This window comes from Amaricoccus sp., from assembly GCF_017993425.1.
In the GTDB taxonomy this organism is placed as follows: domain Bacteria; phylum Pseudomonadota; class Alphaproteobacteria; order Rhodobacterales; family Rhodobacteraceae; genus Amaricoccus.
The window spans coordinates 42,470-59,802 of the sequence record NZ_JAGOMQ010000010.1 but is presented as its reverse complement, the minus strand read 5'-3'; the positions used below and the strand labels follow the sequence as shown (position 1 = coordinate 59,802).

The window sequence follows — 17,333 nt, the reverse complement described above, 5'->3', positions numbered from 1 at the left end:
TACGCTATCAGCTTCGATATGGATACTTCGAGAATGCAGGAGCTCTACGAAGGGGCCAGCTGGCGTAACGGATATACCGAGATCGGCAATGTCCTCAGCGAGCACGGGTTTAGCTGGAAGCAAGGAAGCGTCTATTTCGGCTCGCCCGACGTTAACGCCGTAACCTGCGTGCTGGCGATCCAAGACGTAGCCCGTCGACTCGTGTGGTTCGGACCGGCCGTCCGGGACGTACGGATGCTCAGGATTGAAGAGTTCAACGATCTTGGCCCTGCTGTAGGCCGTCGGGACTAGGAGGCAGTCATGGTCGAATTCACCCTCCCCCGCAACTCCCGCGTCGTCGTCGGCAGGACCTGGCCCAAGCCCGCCGGCGCCACCAACGTCCGCGCCTTCAAGATCTACCGCTACGACCCGGACACCCCGGAGAACCCGCGGATCGACACCTACTTCGTCGACCTCGACACCTGCGGCCCGATGGTCCTCGACGCGCTGATCAAGATCAAGAACGAGATCGACCCGACGCTCACCTTCCGGCGCTCCTGCCGCGAGGGCATCTGCGGCTCCTGCGCGATGAACATCGACGGGACCAACACCCTCGCCTGCATCCGCGGCATGGACGAGATCAAGGGCGACGTGAAGATCTATCCCCTGCCGCACATGCCGGTGATCAAGGACCTGATCCCCGACCTGACCCACTTCTACGCGCAGCACGCCAGCGTGAAGCCCTGGCTCGAGACCTCCTCGGCCGAGCCCAACACCGAATGGCGCCAGTCGATCGAGGACCGCCGCAAGCTCGACGGGCTCTATGAGTGCATCCTCTGCGCCTGCTGCTCGACCTCCTGCCCGTCCTACTGGTGGAACGGCGACCGCTACCTCGGCCCGGCCGCCCTCCTGCAGGCCTATCGCTGGCTCGCCGACAGCCGCGACGAGGCCACCGGCGAGCGCCTCGACGACCTCGAGGATCCGTTCAAGCTCTACCGCTGCCACACCATCATGAACTGCGCCAAGACCTGCCCGAAGTCGCTGAACCCGGCCAAGGCAATCGCCTCGATCAAGCAGATGATGGTCGACCGGCGGATGTGACCCCAGCCGCCCGGGTCGCTTCACCCGCCCCGGCGTGACGTTCATGTGGCGCCTGCGAACGAACGGCCCTACACTCGCGGCCAGGACATGCGCCGGCGCCAGGCCGGCGCGGACCCTTCCCTCGTCCTGAAGGCCACGCCATGCGGATCCGCTTCGGCTGCGAAATGCGCTTCGACTTCCCGAAGCCCACCCCGATGATCGTCCTGCTGAACGTCCACTACTCGCGCTTCCAGGATCTCGAGGGCCCCGATCACCTCACGACCGATCCGGCCGTGCCGATCGAGAGCTACCGCGACAGCTTCGGCAACTGGTGCTGCCGCCTCGTCGCCCCCGCCGGCCCCATGCGCCTCGGGACGAGCGGCTTCCTCCGCGACTCCGGCCTGCCCGACCCGATCGCCCCCGACGCCGTCCAGCATGCCGTGGAGGACCTGCCCGCCGACACCCTGATGTACCTCCTCGGCAGCCGCTACTGCGAGACCGACCGGCTCTCCGAGGACGCCTGGCGGCTTTTCGAGGCCACGCCGCCCGGCTGGGCCCGCGTCCAGGCCATCTGCGACTTCGTCAACGCCCACATCACCTTCGGCTACGAGTTCTCCCGGCCCACCCGCACCGCCTGGGAGGCCTACACCGAGCGGCGCGGCGTCTGTCGCGACTTCGCTCACCTCGCCGTCGCGTTCTGTCGCTGCATGAACATCCCGGCGCGCTACTGCACCGGCTATGTGAGCGACATCGGCCTGCCGCCGCCCTACGCCGAGATGGACTTCGCCGGCTGGATGGAGGTCTACCTCGGCGGCAGGTGGCGCATGTTCGACCCGCGCAACAACGCGCCGCGCTGGGGCCGCGTGCTGATCGCCCAGGGCCGCGACGCCGCCGATGTGCCGCTCACGCACACCTTCGGCCCGGGCGAGCTCCGCGGCTTCAAGGTCTGGATCGACGAGGCCGCAGGATGATCCGCCTCCGCCTGGCCCTCCCGGTCAGCCGAAGCGCCGCAGTCCGCCCAGCGTCAGCAGGCCGCCGATCAGCAGCAGCCCGGCCGCCGGCAGGGGAACCGGGACCGGCGTCGCCTCGACGTCGAAGCGCAGCCGCGGCCCGTCGTTGATCAGCTGGCCGTGGAACATCGCGAAGTCCGCCGTCACCGAATCCGCGGCCCAGCTCGTCGTCGGCGGCAGGAAGTAGGCGCCGGACGGGTTGCTCGGGCTCTGCAGGTAGGTGTCGAGCGTCGAGGCGCTCCGGTTGAACGTGAAGCCGCGGATCGCCGCCGCCCGCCCCCCGTCGCGGAAGGAGAGCCCGGTCACCGAGAAGCTGACCGGCACGTCGTCCTCGATCGAGGAGGGCGCATAGAAGAACAGATCGAAGCTGTCGCCGTCGACCCAGTCCACCACCAGCTGCGGCGAGAAGGGGTCGTTCGGGTCGGCCACCCCGTTGAGGTCGCAGCCCCCGGCCGCGCCGTAGATGTCGCAGGGGCCGGGGATGTTCGGTGTCCCGTCGAACGGCCCCACCGTGGTCCCGAAGGTGGTCAGGCTCGCCCGGAAGGTGGCCGATTCCAGCGTGGCCCCCTGCGCCGCGCCGACCCCGGCCAGCAACGCCGCCGCCAGAGGCGCGATGAACCTGCTTGCGGACGACCTCGCCGGTCCCGTGCTTTCCATGACTGGTCCCCCGATGCAGCGCCCGGAGGATACCACGGCTCCCGCCCGCAACCTACCGCGTTGTCGCCCTGCGAGCATCCACGAGCCGGAGGGTCATTGTGGGCCGCCGCGCACGCCACGCCAAGCCACCCCATCGTTTCGCAGGATGCCGTCGCGCAATATTATTGCCTGCTTACATTTATCCTTATGGGTCAATAGCTTGACCATTGTCCCACTGTGTTACGCTCACGCCGCCGCCCGTCCCTCGGCCTCGGCGAGCGCCACGATGTCGAGCATGATCCGGTTCAGGTCGAAGTCCTTCGGCGTGTAGACCCGCGCCACGCCGTAGCCCTTCAGCTGCTCGGCGTCGGCGTCCGGGATGATGCCGCCGACCACCACCGGCACGTCGTCGAGCCCGGCCGCGCGCAGACGCTCCATCACGTCCCGGACCAGCGGCAGGTGGCTGCCCGACAGGATCGACAGCCCGACCATATGCACGGACTCCTCCAGCGCGGCGTTGACGATCTGCGCCGGCGTCAGCCGGATGCCCTCGTAGACCACCTCCATGCCGACATCGCGCGCCCGCACCGCGATCTGCTCCGCCCCGTTGGAATGCCCGTCGAGCCCGGGCTTGCCGACCAGGAACTTCAGCCGCCGCCCCAGCCGCTTGCTCGCCGCCTCGACCGCCGCGCGCACCTCCTCCAGCCGCCCCGCCGCCGCGACCGCAGCCTTGCCGACGCCGGTCGGGGCCCGGTATTCGCCGAACACCTCGCGCATCGCCGCGCCCCACTCGCCGGTGGTCACGCCGGCCTTCGCCGCCGCGATCGACGGGCCCATGACGTTCTCCCCCGACCGCGCCGCCGCCTTCAGCGCCTCCAGCGCGGCCGCCACGGCGCCGGCGTCCCGCGCCGCCCGCCACTCGCCGAGCCGGGCGATCTGCTCCGCCTCGACGCCCGGGTCGACCACCATGATCCCGCCGTCGCCGCCGACCAGCGGGCTCGCCTCGCCCTCGACGAAGCGGTTCACCCCGACCACCACCGTCTCGCCCGCCTCGATCCGCCCGAGCCGCGCCGTGTTGGCCTGCACCAGCTCCGCCTTCATGTAGTCGATCGCCGCGACCGCGCCCCCCATCTCGTCGATCCGCGCCAGCTCCGCCCGCGCCCCCGCCTTCAGCGCCTCGACCCGGGCGTCGACCGCCGGATTGCCGTCGAAGAGGTCGCCGTACTCGAGGAGGTCGGTCTCGTAGGCCATGATCTGCTGCATCCTGAGCGACCATTGCTGGTCCCACGACCGCGGCAGCCCCAGCGCCTCGTTCCACGCCGGCAGCTGCACCGCCCGCGCCCGGGCCTTCTTCGACAGCACGACGGCCAGCATCTCGATCAGGATGCGGTAGACGTTGTTCTCCGGCTGCTGCTCCGTCAGCCCCAGCGAGTTCACCTGCACCCCGTAGCGGAACCGCCGCAGCGTAGGGTCCGCGACCCCGTAGCGCGTCTCGGTGATCTCGTCCCACAGATCGACGAAGGCCCGCATCTTGCACATCTCGGTGACGAACCGGATCCCGGCGTTCACGAAGAACGAGATCCGGCTCACCACCTCCGGGAAGTCCTCCGCCGGCACCTGCCCCTTCACCTGGTCGAGCACCGCGCAGGCCGTCGCCAGCGCGAAGGCCAGCTCCTGCTCCGGCGTCGCCCCGGCCTCCTGCAGATGGTAGGAGCAGACGTTCATCGGGTTCCACTTCGGAACCGCCCGGAACGTGTACTCCGCCACGTCCGCGATCAGCTTCAGCGACGGCGCCGGCGGGAACACGTAGGTCCCCCGCGAGAGATACTCTTTTATGATGTCGTTCTGCACCGTGCCCTGGAGCCTCGCGACATCCGCCCCCTGCTCCTCGGCGACCGCGACATAGAGCGCGAGCAGCCAGGCCGCGGTGGCGTTGATCGTCATCGAGGTGTTCATCGCCTCGAGCGGGATCTGGTCGAACAGCGCCCGCATGTCGCCGAGATGGCTGACCGGCACCCCCACCTTGCCGACCTCGCCGCGCGCCAGCACGTGGTCGCTGTCGTAGCCGGTCTGCGTCGGCAGGTCGAAGGCGACCGACAGCCCGGTCTGCCCCTTCGCGAGGTTCTGGCGATAGAGCGCGTTCGACTTCGCGGCCGTCGAATGCCCGGCATAGGTGCGGAACAGCCAGGGCTTGTCGCGCTTAACCTCGGTCATGTGCCCTCTCGCCCTTCCGAATCACCGTCGTTCGGCGGCAAGCTTAGTTCGTTTGCAGTGCAGCGCAAACGCGAGAAACAATCTTGCGCGAGCCCATGGCCACGCCACGTTAATCTTGCCCGCGGCGCGCGCCGCATCGCAGCAAGAATCCGGTTGATCGCGAGGTCCGATAATGTAATAGCTCCTAGCTGGCCTCTTCCCGCAACAAAATTTCGCCGCCGCTCGCAGCGATCCCTCGCCGAGATCAAGGAGACCCCCGATGGCCTTCATGGACGTCACCCAGACCCAGCCGGCCTATGACGCGCCGCAAAAGGAGCTCTACGAGGTCGGGGAGATCCCGCCGCTCGGCTACGTGCCGCCGAAGATGTACGCTTGGGCGATCCGCCGCGAGCGCCACGGCGAGCCGGACAAGAGCTTCCAGCTCGAGGTGGTCGAGACGCCCTCGATCGACTCGAACGAGGTGCTGATCTTCGTCATGGGCGCGGGCGTCAACTACAACGGCGTCTGGGCCGGCCTCGGCAAGCCGATCTCGCCCTTCGACGTGCACAAGGCCCCCTACCACATCGCCGGCTCCGACGCCGCGGGCATCGTCTGGGCCGTGGGCGACAAGGTCCGGCGCTGGAAGGTCGGCGACGAGGTCGTGGTCCACTGCAACCAGGACGACGGCGACGACGAGGAATGCAACGGCGGCGACCCGATGTTCTCGCCCTCCCAGCGCATCTGGGGCTACGAGACCCCGGACGGCAGCTTCGCCCAGTTCGCCCGCGTGCAGGCCCGCCAGCTCATGCGCCGGCCGCAGCACCTGACCTGGGAGGAGAGCGCCTGCTACACGCTCACCCTCGCCACCGCCTACCGCATGCTCTTCGGTCACGAGCCGCACGAGCTGAAGCCCGGGGACAACGTGCTGGTCTGGGGCGGCACCGGCGGCTTGGGCGTCTACGCGGTGCAGCTCATCAACACGGCGGGCGCCAACGCGATCGCGGTGATCTCCGACGAGAGCAAGCGCGACTACGTGCTCAGCCTCGGCGCCAAGGGCGTGATCAACCGCAAGGACTTCAACTGCTGGGGCCAGATGCCCAAGGTCAACACGCCGGAATACAAGGCCTGGTTCGACGAGGTCCGCAAGTTCGGCAAGGCGATCTGGGACATCACCGGCAAGGGCGTGAACCCCGACATGGTGTTCGAGCACCCCGGCGAGCAGACCTTCCCGGTCTCGGTCTTCGTGGTGAAGCGCGGCGGCATGGTGGTGATCTGCGCCGGCACCTCCGGCTTCAACCTGACCATGGACGCGCGCTACCTCTGGATGCACCAGAAGCGGGTGCAGGGGTCGCACTTCGCCAACCTCAAGCAGGCGAGCGCCGCGAACCAGCTCATGCTGGAGCGCCGGCTCGACCCCTGCATGTCCGAGGTCTTCCCCTGGAACGAGATCCCGCAGGCGCATCTGAAGATGCTGCGGAACCAGCACAAGCCCGGGAACATGGCCTGCCTCGTCGGCGCGCCGCGCACCGGCCTGCGCACCTTCGCGGACGCGATCGAGGTCAGCCAGGGCCGCGCCTGACCCCCTCCCGCGACCTCGCCGAGACGACCCGAAAACGCCCCGATTCCGGGGCGTTTTCTCTTTTCCGTTGACGCGAGGTTAAGGAAATCAAGGATTTGGCCTGGACCGCCCCCGCAGTTTCTGGGGGGTCAATATTGGTGAGTTTAACGCTTTCGGGCCCCGTGCTATCGACGTTCATCCGGAATTCATTGACACCGAGGCAGCCATGACGAAATCCGACTGGGTCATTGATATTCTGAGGGACATCCGGCAGTTTTCCGAGAAGAACGGCATGCCGGAGCTGGCGGAGCAGCTGGACGACGCGATCTTCGTCGCCGCCCGCGAGATCGGCGCCAAACTTGACGCTGCAGGATCGGGCGAACTTGGCACGGGCAGAGCTAGAAGCCGTACTGGAACGCTTGTCGAGCACGAAGTCCATTGAGGAGCTTCATGTCTGGATCCACGAGCTCCGGGATGTCCTCGGCGTAGATCACGTCATCTATCACACCGCGAACATCAGGGGCGAGCAGGTCGGAGCATTCACCTACCCGCTCGACTGGGTCCGCCACTACATCGAAAACGATTACCAGGCGATCGATCCGGTGCTGCTCGGGGCGGTCAAGCGATTCCATCCCATCGACTGGAAGACGCTCGACTGGTCGAGCCCGCACGCCCGCCAGATGATGCGTGAGTCGCAGGCGGCGGGGCTCGGCAACCAGGGCTGGTCGATCCCGATCTGGGGTCCGAAGGGCGAGTTCGCGATCTTCACCGTCAACCACCGCGCCACCGACCCGCAATGGGCGGTCTACACCCGCGACCACGCCAAGGAGCTCCTGCTCGCCTCGCACCTCGTCCACCAGCACACCAAGCGCATCCTCAACAACGAGGTCGAGGCCCCGACCACCGACCTCTCCCCCCGCGAGCGCGAGGTGCTCTCCCGCCTCGGCCTCGGCGAGAGCCGCGCCCGGGTCGCCGACGCGCTGCAGATCTCGGAGAACACGCTGCGCGCCTATATCGACAGCGCCCGCCACAAGCTGGGCGCCGCCAACGTCACCCACGCGGTGGCGCTCGCCACGGCCCGCGGCATGATCGTCCCCTCCGGGGTGTTGCCGAAGTATTGAGGCGCAGGGCCCCGCGCCGGCGACGCCGGGGCGCCCGGCGCGGGGACGGTGAAGATTTCACTGACCTGCCGCGCCCCCCATGCCGGCGGCGGCGCCACGCGATCGGCCGTCCCGCCGGCGCCGTTGCCGAAACGTCGATCCGGGCGCACGGTCGGACTTCGTTAACCCCGGCCCCTTAACGCTTCCCTACCTCTGCTGCCCACGCCTTCGCCGCGACGGCGCGCGCCCCCCGCGCGCCGTCCGGCGCCCTCGCCCCCGGGAGACCGCCCATGCCGCTCGACCTCGCCTCCGCCGCCTTCGATGGCCGCACGATCCTCGTCACCGGGGCCGCGCGCGGCATCGGCCTCGCCATCGCCGCCCGCTTCGCCGAGGCCGGCGCTCGCGTCGTCCTCGGCGACATCCTGATCCCCGAGGGCCGCGCCGCCGCCGAGGCGCTGACGGCCCGCGGCCTCGCCGCCCGGTTCACGCCGCTCGACGTCAGCGACGAGCCGTCCTGGACCGAGGCCGTCGCCTGCGCGATCGAGGACGGCGGCCGGCTCGACGTCGTCGTCAACAACGCCGGGATCGAGATCACCACGCTGATCGCCGACGCCGACGCCGCGGCGTTTCGCCGCCTGTGCGACGTCAACCTGACCGGCGTGCTCCTCGGCATGAAGACCGCCTTCCGCGCCATGCGCCCGGGCGGCGCGGCGGGGCGCGGCGGCGCGGTCGTCAATGTCTCCTCCACGGCGGCGCACACCGCCTTCCCGGCCACCGGGCCCTACGCCGCCACCAAGGCCGGGGTGGAGCGCCTGACCAAGGTCGGCGCGGTCGAGGCCGGCCGCCTCGGCTACGGGGTGCGGGTGAACTGCGTCCATCCCGGGATCGTCGACACCGCGCTCAGCGCCGGCTCGGCGCGCCGCCTGATCGAGATGGGCCTCTTCCCCGGCGAGGCCGAGCTCCAGGCCTTCATGCTGGCGCAGACCCCGATCGGCCGCTTCGGCGCGCCCGGCGACGTCGCCGAGACGGTCGCCTTCCTCGCCTCCGACGCCGCGGCCTACGTCACCGGCGTCGGCGTCCCGGTCGCCGGCGGCCTCGGCGTCTGACGGAGCCCTTCCCCTCCCTCCCCTCGCGTGCTAGTTTTGTTCCATGCGCGCGCAACGTCACCACACCGGAATCGCCGCCGAGGAGGCCGCCGCCCGGCGCTACGCCGCGGAGGGCGGCCGCGTCCGCGCCGCGCGCTGGCGCTGTCCCGAGGGCGAGCTCGACCTCGTGGTCGAGCTTCCCGGCGAGATCGTCTTCGTCGAGGTGAAGGCGCGGCGCGCCCATGGCGCCTACGCGGTCAGCGAGCGGCAATGGGCGCGCATCGGCGCGGCGGCGAGCCGCTATCTCGCCGAGCGCACCGACGGCAGCCTGCCCTGCCGCTTCGACCTCGCGCTGGTCGACGGCGCCGGCCGGCTCGAGCGCATCGAGAACGCCCGCTCCTTCGACGGCTGGTAGCCGCCTCCCCCCGCCGTCCGCGGCCAGGGGCCGCGGCCGCCGGGCGGACCCGGGCGCCGCGTCGAGGTCGCGCGGGTTGCGCCGTGCCGCCCGCGGCGCGCTCGACCGTTCCGCTTGCGGCGCCGTCTCCCCGCCCCGGCGGCCGGACGACGCCCGGCTGCGGGGCGGCTTGCGCCGGCGGGGCGGGTCGGCCATGACTGCCGCCGTCACAAGCGGAGCGCGCCCATGGGGTTGAACGTCGCCGTCCAGATGGACCCGATCCAGGCGATCAACATCGCCGCCGATTCGACCTTCCGCCTGATGGAGGAGGCGCAGGCGCGCGGGCACCGGCTGTTCTACTACACTCCCGACCGGCTGGCCCTCGACGACGGGCGGGTGACCGCGCGCGGCTGGCCGGTGGAGGTGCGGCGGGTCAGGGGCGACCACTGCACGCTCGGCGAGGAGACGGTGGTCGACCTCGGCGCCTTCGACGTGGTGTGGTTGCGCCAGGACCCGCCGTTCGACATGGGCTACATCACGACCACCCACCTGCTCGACCTGCTCGCGCCGGGCACGCTGGTGGTCAACGATCCGTTCTGGGTGCGGAACTTCCCCGAGAAGCTCCTCGTCCTGCGCTTCCCCGACCTGACGCCGCCCACGACGATCGCCCGCGACCTCGCCACCCTCAAGGCGTTCAAGGAACGGCACGGCGACATCATCCTGAAGCCGCTCTACGGCAACGGCGGGGCCGGGGTGTTCCGGCTCGACCCCAACGACCGCAACTTCACCGCGCTCTGGGAGGTGTTCGCCGGCATCAACCGCGAGCCGCTGATCGCGCAGAAGTTCCTGCCGGCCGTCTCGGCCGGCGACAAGCGGGTGATCCTCGTCGACGGCGAGCCGGTCGGGGCGATCAACCGCATGCCGGCCGAAGGCGAGACCCGCTCCAACATGCATGCCGGCGGCACCCCGGTCGCCGTCGGCCTGACGGAGCGCGACCGCGAGATCTGCGCGCGCATCGGGCCGCTCCTGCGCGAGAAGGGGCAGGTCTTCGTCGGCATCGACGTGATCGGCGACTGGCTGACCGAGATCAACGTGACCTCGCCCACCGGCCTCCAGGAGCTCGAGCGCTTCGACGGGACCAACGCCGCCGCGCTGATCTGGGAGGCGATCGAGCGCCGGCGCCGGGGATGAGCCTGCGGCTCCTCGCCGTCGACCTCGTCCTGCGGTTGCGCGAGAAGCCCTACCTCGCCCGCGAGACCGACTTTCCCCGCGGCCGCGCCCGCATGGAGCGCGAGGCGGCGCGGTTCCCGCTGCCGCCGGGCGCCGTGCTCCGGGACGCGCCGCTCGGCGGCGTTCCCGCCCTGCGCCTCGACGGGCCGGAGGGCGGGCCGGTGCTGCTCTGGCTCCATGGCGGGGCCTACTGCATCGGCTCGCCGCGCACCCATGCCGCGATGGCCGCGCGCCTCGCGCGGGCGGTGGGCGCCGCGGCCGTCCTCCCGGACTACCGGCTTGCCCCCGAGCACCCCTTCCCGGCGGCGCTCGACGACGCGGCCGCCGCCTGGGCGGCGCTCCTCGCCGAGGGCGTGCCCCCGCACCGGGTCGCGCTCGGCGGTGACAGCGCCGGCGGCGGCCTCGCCTTCGCCCTTCTGCACCGCCTCCTCGCCGAGGGCGCGCCCCTCCCCGGCGCAATGCTCGCCTTCAGCCCCTGGGCCGACCTGACCCAGACCGCCGCGAGCCTCGGCGCTCTCGCCCGCCGCGACGCGCTGATCCCCGTCCGGCGCTTCGCCGAGATCCGTGACCTCTACCTCGGCCCCGCCGATCCGCGCGACCCGCGCGCCTCGCCGGTCTTTGGCCGTTTCGCCGGCGGCCCGCCCGCCTTCGTCCAGTCCAGCCGTGCCGAGGTCCTGCGCGACGACGCCCGCGCCCTGGCGGCCCGGCTCGCGGCCGACGGCGTCGCCGTCGTCCACGACGAATGGGCGCGGGCGCCGCATGTCTGGCAGATGTATCAGGGCTTCTTGCCCGAGGCCGACCAGGCCCTCGATCGCGCCGCCGCCTTCGTCGCCGCCACCCTTGCGCCGTGAGTCGCAAGGAGACGGCGCCGCGGGCTCGACGGGGAAGCATGTGCGACGCCGGCGCGGCGCCCCCGTCCGCCGCCGCCGTCGGCGGTCAGAACGCGAGCCGGTAGCCTACGGCCTCCGCGACGTGCCGGCGCTCCACCGGGCCCGATTCCTCAAGGTCGGCGATCGTCCGCGCCACCCGGATCACCCGGTGGTAGCCGCGCGCCGAGAGGCCGAACTTGCGCGCCACGTCGGCGAGGAGCCGCTTCGCCTCGTCCGTCGTCTCGGCCACCGCCTCGAGCAGGTCGCCCTCGGCGTCGGCGTTGACCGAGACGCCGGGCATGTCCGCGTAGCGGTCGCGCTGCGTCGCCCGGGCTCGCGCCACCCGGGCCGCCACCGCGGCGCTCGGCTCGCCCGGCCCCGCCTCGGCGAGGTCCTCGACCGCCACCTGCGGCGCCTCGACCCGCAGGTCGAAGCGGTCCATCAGCGGCCCGGAGATGCGCCCGAGATAGTCCACCCCGCAATCCGGCGACTTCGCGCAGGCCCGGCTCGCGTCGGCGAGGTGCCCGCAGCGGCAGGGATTGGCGGCGGCAACCAGCATGAACCGGCAGGGATAGCGCACATGGGCGTTGGCGCGGGCCACCACCACGTCGCCGGTCTCGATCGGCTGGCGCAGGGTCTCCAGCACCGCGCGCGGAAACTCGGGCAGCTCGTCGAGGAAGAGCACGCCGTGATGGGCGAGGCTGATCTCGCCCGGCTTCGCGCCCTTGCCGCCGCCGACGATCGCCGCCATCGAGGCGGTGTGGTGCGGGGTGCGGAACGGCCGCTCGCGCGAGATGCCGCCCTCGGCGAGCAGCCCGGCCAGCGAATGGATCATCGAGGTCTCCAGCGCCTCGGTCGGCTCCAGCGGCGGCAGGATGCCCGGCATCCGCGCCGCGAGCATCGACTTGCCCGAGCCCGGCGGTCCGACCAGCAGCAGGTGGTGCCGCCCCGCCGCGGCGATCTCCAGCGCCCGCTTGGCCTTCTCCTGGCCCTTGACGTCGGCGAGGTCGCGCGGGGCGGCCCCGGGGGGCGCGAGGCCCGGCTGCGCCGGCGCGAGTGCGGCGCGCCCGGTGAAGTGGTTGACGAGCCCGAGGAGCGACTTCGACCCGATCACCTGCACCGCGCCGACCCAGGCCGCCTCCGGCCCGCAGGAGGCCGGGCACACCAGCCCGCACTCCGCCTCCGCCGCCGCCACCGCCGCCGGCAGCGCCCCGATCACCGGCACCAGCGACCCGTCGAGCGACAGCTCGCCCAGCGCCACGTTGGCCTCGATCGCGTCCCGCGGCACCACCTCCATCGCCGCGAGCACTGCGAGCGCGATGGGCAGGTCGAAATGCGAGCCCTCCTTCGGCAGGTCGGCCGGCGAGAGGTTGACGGTGATGCGCTTGGCCGGCAGCGCCAGCCCCATGGCGGTCATCGCGGCGCGCACCCGCTCCTTGGCCTCGGTCACCGCCTTGTCCGGCAGGCCGACGAGGTTGAAGGCGGGCAGGCCGGCGGAGATGGCGCACTGCACCTCGACGAGCCGGGCCTCGACGCCCTGGAATGCCACCGTGTAGGCGCGCGCGACCATCCGTCCCTCGCTGGGTTCGCCGGAGGCTTGGCGCGTCGCCGTTAGCGGCCGGTTAACGCCGGCGCGGAACCCCCCGGAACGAAGCGGCCGGATCGGCGTTACCTCCCTGCGCCGAGGTCGGGGCCGGCATCGGCACGCCCCGACGGCCAGACGCCGGGGCGGATGCGGCCCCGCTCGGAGGAGGGCAGGGAATGGCTTTCGACGACGCCGGGATTCGAAGCATGACGCGGCGCGCCATGGGCGCGGAGATGCTCGACGCCGAGACCGAGCTGCGCCTCGCCCGCGCCTGGCGCGACCACGGCGACGAGCCCGCGCTGCATCGGCTGGTGAACGCCTACATGCGCCTCGCCGTCTCGATGGCCGCGCGCTATCGCCGCTACGGCGCCCCGATGCCGGACCTGGTGCAGGAGGCCGGCGTCGGGCTGATGAAGGCGGCGGAGAAGTTCGACCCCGACCGCGGGGTGCGGTTCTCGACCTACGCGGTCTGGTGGATCAAGGCGTCGATCCAGGACTACGTCATGCGCAACTGGTCGCTGGTGCGCACCGGCTCGACCTCGTCGCAGAAGGCGCTGTTCTTCAACCTGCGCCGGGTGCGGGCGCGCATCGAGCGCGAGGCCTTCGCGCATGGCGAGGTGGTGGACGGGCCGCGGCTGCGCGAGATGATCGCCGAGGAGATCGGCGTGCCGCTGCGCGACGTCGAGATGATGGACGCCCGCCTCGCCGGCGCCGACTTCTCGCTGAACGCCCAGCAGGCCGGCGACGAGGGCCGGGAATGGGTGGAGACGCTGGAGGACGACGCGCCCCAGGCGGCCGAGACGGTTGCGCGCAACGCCGACATCGCCCGCGCCCGCGCCTGGCTCGCCGAGGCGATGGGCGCGCTCAACGCCCGCGAGCGGATGATCATCGTCGAGCGGAAGCTCCGCGACGAGCCGCGCACGCTGGAGAGCCTCGGCCAGCAGCTCGGGCTTTCCAAGGAGCGCATCCGGCAGCTCGAGGCGCAGGCGCTGCTGAAGCTGCGCCGCCGTCTGGAATGCGCCACCGGCGCCGCCGCGGAGGCGCTCGTGGTGGCGTGAGGCGCCTTCGGTGAGGTGACCCGGCCGCGCCGGCGTGGCATAGTCCCGCCCCGCGAGCGGTGGGGAGGGCGGCGAGGCCATGCGAGCTCCAGCGATGTCCGGCCGGGCGGGGTCTTCCGGTGAGTGAGGCGTCGCGTGGCTTCGGGACCGTGGCGGGCCGGCGCCGGAGGGCCGTCCGGTCCGCCATTGTTGCTCTGGCGCTCTGCGCCTCGGTTCCGGTCGGGGGTCGGGCGGCGGACGATCCGGGGCTGGCGGGCTTTCTCGACGCGGCGCGCGCGGCGGACGTCGTCATCCTCGGCGAGATCCGCGACAACCCGGAGCATCGCCGCCGCCAGGAGGAGATCGTCCGCGCCCTCGCCCCGGCGGCGATCGTGTTCGAGACCATCCCGCAGGACCGCGAGGCCGGGCTCAACGCGGCGCGCGAGGCTGGCGGCGACCACGCGGCGCTGGCGCAGGCGCTGGGCTGGTCCGCCGCCGGCTCGCCGGATGTCGAGCCGCTGGTCCGGATCATGGACGCCGCGCCCGGGGCGCGGGTCTTCGGCGCCGCGCAGCCGGCGGCCGCGGTGGCCGAGGCCGCCGCCGAGGGAGCGGCGGAGGCCTTCGGGAGCGACGCCGCGGTCTACGGCCTCGACCGGCCGCTCGATCCGCAGGAGCAGGCGGCCCGCGAGGCGGCCGCGCAGGCCGCGCAGTGCGGCGCCGTCGCGCCCGGGGCGCTGGCGGGCATGGTCGAGGCCGGGCGCTTCCGCGACGCCGGCATCGCCGACGCGACGCTCTGGGCGCGGATCATGACCGGCGACGGGCAGGTGGTGGTGATCGCCGGCAACGCCCAGGCCGACAAGCTGCACGGCGCGCCGCCGCTGATCGCCCTCGCCGAGCCCGAGGCGCGGATCGTCGCCCTCGGCCAGTTCGAGGACGCGCCCGCGGGCGCCCCCGGCGCCGAGGGCGAGGGCTTCGACGCCGTGCTCCTCGCCCCGCCGCCCCCCGACAGGGCCGACCCCTGCGGCGGCCTGCGCCCGCCCGGCGAGTGAGCCCCGGGGCCGTGGCGACCGACCAACCCGACGCGCTCGTCGTCGGCGCCGGCCCGGCCGGGCTGATGGCGGCCGAGACCCTCGCCGCTTCCGGCCGGCGCGTCCTCGTCGCCGAGGCGAAGCCCTCGATCGGCCGGAAGCTGCTGATGGCCGGCAAGTCGGGGCTGAACCTCACCCGGGACGAGCCCCCCGCCGCCTTCGCCGCCGCGTATCCCGAGGGCGGCGCCGCGCTCGCGCCGATCCTCGCGGGCTTCGGTCCCGCCGAGGTCGTCGCCTGGGCGCGCGGCCTCGGGATCGAGACCTTCGCCGGCAGCTCGGGGCGCGTCTTCCCCGTGGCGATGAAGGCCTCGCCGCTGTTGCGCGCCTGGGCCGCCCGCCTCGCCGGGCTCGGCGTCGCCGTGCGCCCCCGCTGGCGCTGGACCGGTTGGCAGGACGGGGCCCTCGCCTTCGCCACGCCCGAGGGCGAGGTCCGCCTGCGCCCGCGGGCCACCGTCCTCGCCCTCGGCGGCGGCTCCTGGGCCCGGCTCGGCTCCGACGGCGCCTGGACCGCGACCCTCGCCGCGGAGGGCGTCTCCCTCGCGCCGTTCCGGCCGTCGAACGTCGGCTTCCGGGTCGCCTGGTCGGCGGCGATGGCCCGGCACTTCGGGGCCGCGGTCAAGCCGGTGCGCCTCCGCGCCGGCGACCTCGCCACGCGCGGCGAGTTCGTCGTCTCGGCCCGCGGCGTCGAGGGCGGCGGCGTCTACGCGCTCGGCCCGGCGCTGCGGGCCGGCGCGCCGCTCGTCGCCGACCTCGCCCCCGACCTCGACGCCGCCGCGGTCGCCGCCCGGCTCGCCCGCCCCCGCGGCGGCGCCAGCCTCGCCAACCACCTGCGCCGCGCCCTCGGCCTCTCCCCGGTCAAGATCGCGCTCCTGCGCGAGTTCGCCGCCCCCGCGCTGGCCGATCCCGCGGCGACCGCCGCGGCGGTCAAGGCGCTCCCCCTCCGGCTCGACGGGCCCCGCCCGATCGACGAGGCGATCTCCACCGCGGGCGGCCTCGCCTTCGCCGGGCTCGACCCCGACCTGATGCTCCGCGCCCGCCCGGGCGTCTTCGCCGCCGGCGAGATGCTCGACTGGGACGCCCCGACCGGCGGCTACCTGCTGACCGCCTGCTTCGCCACCGGCCGCCACGCCGGCGCCGCCGCCGCGCGATGGAGCGCGCCGGTTGCCGCGCCGCCTGCGTTGCGGTAGAGAGCCGCCACGGTCGGCAGCTCACCGAGGCGTCGCTGTCCCCCCGCGGGGAAGCTGAACCTGCCACAGACGCGACAGACACCGGCCGTTTCCGTCCAGTGCCGCGCCGCAAGCCAGCGACCAGCGATACGCGCAACCCGCGTCCTGCGGCACGCCAGGGACCGAACAGATGCCGAGAAACCCGATTCCCCTCGCCACCGGGGACGTATCTGCCTTCGCCCGCGCGCTCTCCGCCCAGCTCCGGGCGGCGCCGGAGCCCCCGGGGCACCTCACGCTCCTCAACATGCTCGCCCGCGCCGGCGGCTTCCGCAACTTCCAGCACCTGCGCGCCGCCGACGCCGCGGCCGCCCGCCTCGCCGCGCCGCCGCCCGTGCCGGAGACGCTCGACCACCGCCTCGTCGAGCGCGCCCTGCGGCTTTTCGACGCCGGGGGCCGGCTGCTGCGCTGGCCGTCGCGCCGGGGGATGCAGGACCTCTGCCTCTGGCCGCTCTGGGCGCGCCTCCCCGCCGAGCGCGAGCTGCACGAGCGCGACGTCAACGCCATCCTGCGCGAGGCGACCTGCTTCGACGACCCGGCGATCCTGCGTCGCACGCTCTTCGACCTCGGCCGGGTGACCCGCCGCCGGGACGGCGCCGGCTACCGCCGCCTCGAGATCCGCCCGCCCGCCGAGGCCCGCGCGCTCATCCGCCACGTCGAGTCCCGCCGAGCCTCCCGGCCGTCCTGACCGCAGACCGCCGGCCCCCGGGGCCGGCGCCTTGCATGGCCGAGGCCCGCCTGCGCACCCGCCACGATCCCGGCGCCGGCGCGCGCCGGCGCCTGACCGGCGCCCAAGCTCATCCCGCCGGCCCTCCGGGGCCAGCGTCCTTGCCGCTCCCGCCTGTCCGCCGGGCCGGCGGGATCGAGTAGGTGAGCCCCGCCCGCGCCACCGGCGCCGCGCCGCCCTCCGAGTAGAGCAGCACGTCGCCGACCGCGAGGCTGCGCCCGAGCTTCAGGAGCCGCGCCTCGGCGACCAGCGCCCCGGGCGCGGGCTTGCGCAGGAAGTCGATCGCGCAGCTCGTCGTCACCGTCAGCGGCTCCGGCCCGATCATCGCCAGCGTCACGATGTAGAACGCCACGTCGGCGAGCCCGAACATCGCCGGCCCGGACACCGTCCCCCCGGGCCGCAGGTCCGCCGCGCCCGCCGTCATTCGCACCCGCGCCCGCATCGGCTCCAGCCCGACGATCTCGAACCGCCCGGCCATCTGCGGGAACACCTCCGCCAGGAAGGCGTGCAGTTCGGGAATGGACATCCTCAGCCGCATC

18 protein-coding genes are annotated in these 17,333 nt (G+C 72.7%); 14 read left to right on the top strand and 4 right to left on the bottom strand.

From position 1 onward, the window contains the following. Positions 1-33 precede the first annotated feature (33 nt). The 3 genes from KBB57_RS06700 (at position 34) to KBB57_RS06690 (ending at position 2,030) form a co-directional block, all read left to right on the top strand. Positions 34-291, top strand: a complete 258-nt coding sequence (locus KBB57_RS06700; protein ID WP_367272660.1) for a virulence factor — start codon at positions 34-36, stop codon at positions 289-291. Positions 292-300: 9 nt separating this feature from the next. After that, complete coding sequence (locus KBB57_RS06695) at positions 301-1,080, top strand: succinate dehydrogenase iron-sulfur subunit (protein ID WP_290747854.1); 780 nt, start codon at positions 301-303, stop codon at positions 1,078-1,080. Between the two features lie 140 nt (positions 1,081-1,220). Next, positions 1,221-2,030, top strand: coding sequence for a transglutaminase family protein (locus tag KBB57_RS06690; RefSeq protein ID WP_290747851.1), 810 nt, complete (start codon positions 1,221-1,223; stop codon positions 2,028-2,030). Positions 2,031-2,054: 24 nt separating this feature from the next. On the opposite strand, the gene KBB57_RS06685 is transcribed toward KBB57_RS06690, so the two are convergent. Next, positions 2,055-2,726 (bottom strand): hypothetical protein, encoded by a 672-nt coding sequence (locus tag KBB57_RS06685; RefSeq protein WP_290747849.1) that lies wholly within the window; start codon positions 2,724-2,726, stop codon positions 2,055-2,057. A gap of 225 nt (positions 2,727-2,951) precedes the next feature. Then, positions 2,952-4,919, bottom strand: coding sequence for a protein meaA (locus KBB57_RS06680; RefSeq protein ID WP_290747847.1), 1,968 nt, complete (start codon positions 4,917-4,919; stop codon positions 2,952-2,954). Positions 4,920-5,178: 259 nt separating this feature from the next. On the opposite strand from KBB57_RS06680, the gene ccrA reads away from it, so the two are divergent. The 7 genes from ccrA (at position 5,179) to KBB57_RS06645 (ending at position 11,116) form a co-directional block, all read left to right on the top strand. Continuing rightward, positions 5,179-6,477, top strand: coding sequence for a crotonyl-CoA carboxylase/reductase (gene ccrA, locus KBB57_RS06675; RefSeq protein WP_290747844.1), 1,299 nt, complete (start codon positions 5,179-5,181; stop codon positions 6,475-6,477). 205 nt (positions 6,478-6,682) lie between these two features. After that, complete coding sequence (locus KBB57_RS06670; RefSeq protein WP_290747842.1) at positions 6,683-6,898, top strand: hypothetical protein; 216 nt, start codon at positions 6,683-6,685, stop codon at positions 6,896-6,898. Next, entirely contained in the window at positions 6,876-7,577 is a 702-nt protein-coding gene (locus KBB57_RS06665) for a LuxR family transcriptional regulator (RefSeq protein WP_290747840.1), read from the top strand. The genes KBB57_RS06670 and KBB57_RS06665 overlap by 23 nt, the downstream gene beginning before the upstream one ends. A gap of 269 nt (positions 7,578-7,846) precedes the next feature. Beyond that, complete coding sequence (locus KBB57_RS06660) at positions 7,847-8,662, top strand: SDR family NAD(P)-dependent oxidoreductase (protein WP_290747838.1); 816 nt, start codon at positions 7,847-7,849, stop codon at positions 8,660-8,662. A 43-nt stretch (positions 8,663-8,705) separates the two neighbouring features. Then, complete coding sequence (locus tag KBB57_RS06655; protein WP_290747836.1) at positions 8,706-9,056, top strand: YraN family protein; 351 nt, start codon at positions 8,706-8,708, stop codon at positions 9,054-9,056. Between the two features lie 225 nt (positions 9,057-9,281). Further along, on the top strand, positions 9,282-10,226 hold the full coding sequence (gshB, locus tag KBB57_RS06650) for a glutathione synthase (protein WP_290747834.1): 945 nt from the start codon (positions 9,282-9,284) through the stop codon (positions 10,224-10,226). Beyond that, positions 10,223-11,116, top strand: a complete 894-nt coding sequence (locus KBB57_RS06645; RefSeq protein ID WP_290747833.1) for an alpha/beta hydrolase fold domain-containing protein — start codon at positions 10,223-10,225, stop codon at positions 11,114-11,116. The genes gshB and KBB57_RS06645 overlap by 4 nt, the downstream gene beginning before the upstream one ends. Positions 11,117-11,201: 85 nt before the next feature. Here the strand turns inward: KBB57_RS06645 and KBB57_RS06640 are convergent, their stop codons facing one another. Beyond that, positions 11,202-12,704: a YifB family Mg chelatase-like AAA ATPase gene (locus KBB57_RS06640; RefSeq protein ID WP_290747831.1), complete on the bottom strand. Its 1,503-nt coding sequence runs from the start codon at positions 12,702-12,704 to the stop codon at positions 11,202-11,204. A 191-nt stretch (positions 12,705-12,895) separates the two neighbouring features. Between KBB57_RS06640 and KBB57_RS06635 the strand changes: the two genes are divergently transcribed. The 4 genes from KBB57_RS06635 to KBB57_RS06620 all read left to right on the top strand — a co-directional run bounded on the left by KBB57_RS06635 (position 12,896) and on the right by KBB57_RS06620 (position 16,755). Further along, positions 12,896-13,777 (top strand): RNA polymerase factor sigma-32, encoded by an 882-nt coding sequence (locus tag KBB57_RS06635; protein WP_290747828.1) that lies wholly within the window; start codon positions 12,896-12,898, stop codon positions 13,775-13,777. A gap of 119 nt (positions 13,778-13,896) precedes the next feature. Continuing rightward, positions 13,897-14,805, top strand: coding sequence for a ChaN family lipoprotein (locus KBB57_RS06630; protein WP_290747825.1), 909 nt, complete (start codon positions 13,897-13,899; stop codon positions 14,803-14,805). Between the two features lie 11 nt (positions 14,806-14,816). Continuing rightward, the gene (locus tag KBB57_RS06625) at positions 14,817-16,031 is read left to right on the top strand and encodes a TIGR03862 family flavoprotein (protein ID WP_290747822.1); all 1,215 of its coding nucleotides are present in this window, start codon (positions 14,817-14,819) and stop codon (positions 16,029-16,031) included. A 169-nt stretch (positions 16,032-16,200) separates the two neighbouring features. Further along, positions 16,201-16,755 carry a DUF2087 domain-containing protein gene (locus KBB57_RS06620; protein ID WP_290747819.1) on the top strand — a complete coding sequence of 185 codons (555 nt, stop codon included), beginning with the start codon at positions 16,201-16,203 and terminating at the stop codon, positions 16,753-16,755. Positions 16,756-16,864: 109 nt separating this feature from the next. Here KBB57_RS06620 and KBB57_RS06615 read toward each other — a convergent pair whose 3' ends face one another. Then, positions 16,865-17,332, bottom strand: a complete 468-nt coding sequence (locus KBB57_RS06615) for a PaaI family thioesterase (protein ID WP_290747816.1) — start codon at positions 17,330-17,332, stop codon at positions 16,865-16,867. Between the last annotated feature and the right edge of the window lies 1 nt (position 17,333).

What these genes read in the sequence shown, in the direction of transcription:
- KBB57_RS06680 (WP_290747847.1), bottom strand. Translation starts at nt 4,919, where the DNA reads ATGACCGAGGTTAAGCGCGACAAGCCCTGGCTGTTCCGCACCTATGCC.
- KBB57_RS06700 (WP_367272660.1), top strand. Translation starts at nt 34, where the DNA reads ATGCAGGAGCTCTACGAAGGGGCCAGCTGGCGTAACGGATATACCGAG.
- KBB57_RS06645 (WP_290747833.1), top strand. Translation starts at nt 10,223, where the DNA reads ATGAGCCTGCGGCTCCTCGCCGTCGACCTCGTCCTGCGGTTGCGCGAG.
- KBB57_RS06620 (WP_290747819.1), top strand. Translation starts at nt 16,201, where the DNA reads ATGCCGAGAAACCCGATTCCCCTCGCCACCGGGGACGTATCTGCCTTC.
- KBB57_RS06655 (WP_290747836.1), top strand. Translation starts at nt 8,706, where the DNA reads ATGCGCGCGCAACGTCACCACACCGGAATCGCCGCCGAGGAGGCCGCC.
- KBB57_RS06685 (WP_290747849.1), bottom strand. Translation starts at nt 2,726, where the DNA reads ATGGAAAGCACGGGACCGGCGAGGTCGTCCGCAAGCAGGTTCATCGCG.
- gshB (WP_290747834.1), top strand. Translation starts at nt 9,282, where the DNA reads ATGGGGTTGAACGTCGCCGTCCAGATGGACCCGATCCAGGCGATCAAC.
- KBB57_RS06695 (WP_290747854.1), top strand. Translation starts at nt 301, where the DNA reads ATGGTCGAATTCACCCTCCCCCGCAACTCCCGCGTCGTCGTCGGCAGG.
- KBB57_RS06615 (WP_290747816.1), bottom strand. Translation starts at nt 17,332, where the DNA reads ATGCGGCTGAGGATGTCCATTCCCGAACTGCACGCCTTCCTGGCGGAG.
- KBB57_RS06660 (WP_290747838.1), top strand. Translation starts at nt 7,847, where the DNA reads ATGCCGCTCGACCTCGCCTCCGCCGCCTTCGATGGCCGCACGATCCTC.
- KBB57_RS06670 (WP_290747842.1), top strand. Translation starts at nt 6,683, where the DNA reads ATGACGAAATCCGACTGGGTCATTGATATTCTGAGGGACATCCGGCAG.
- KBB57_RS06640 (WP_290747831.1), bottom strand. Translation starts at nt 12,704, where the DNA reads ATGGTCGCGCGCGCCTACACGGTGGCATTCCAGGGCGTCGAGGCCCGG.
- ccrA (WP_290747844.1), top strand. Translation starts at nt 5,179, where the DNA reads ATGGCCTTCATGGACGTCACCCAGACCCAGCCGGCCTATGACGCGCCG.
- KBB57_RS06635 (WP_290747828.1), top strand. Translation starts at nt 12,896, where the DNA reads ATGGCTTTCGACGACGCCGGGATTCGAAGCATGACGCGGCGCGCCATG.
- KBB57_RS06690 (WP_290747851.1), top strand. Translation starts at nt 1,221, where the DNA reads ATGCGGATCCGCTTCGGCTGCGAAATGCGCTTCGACTTCCCGAAGCCC.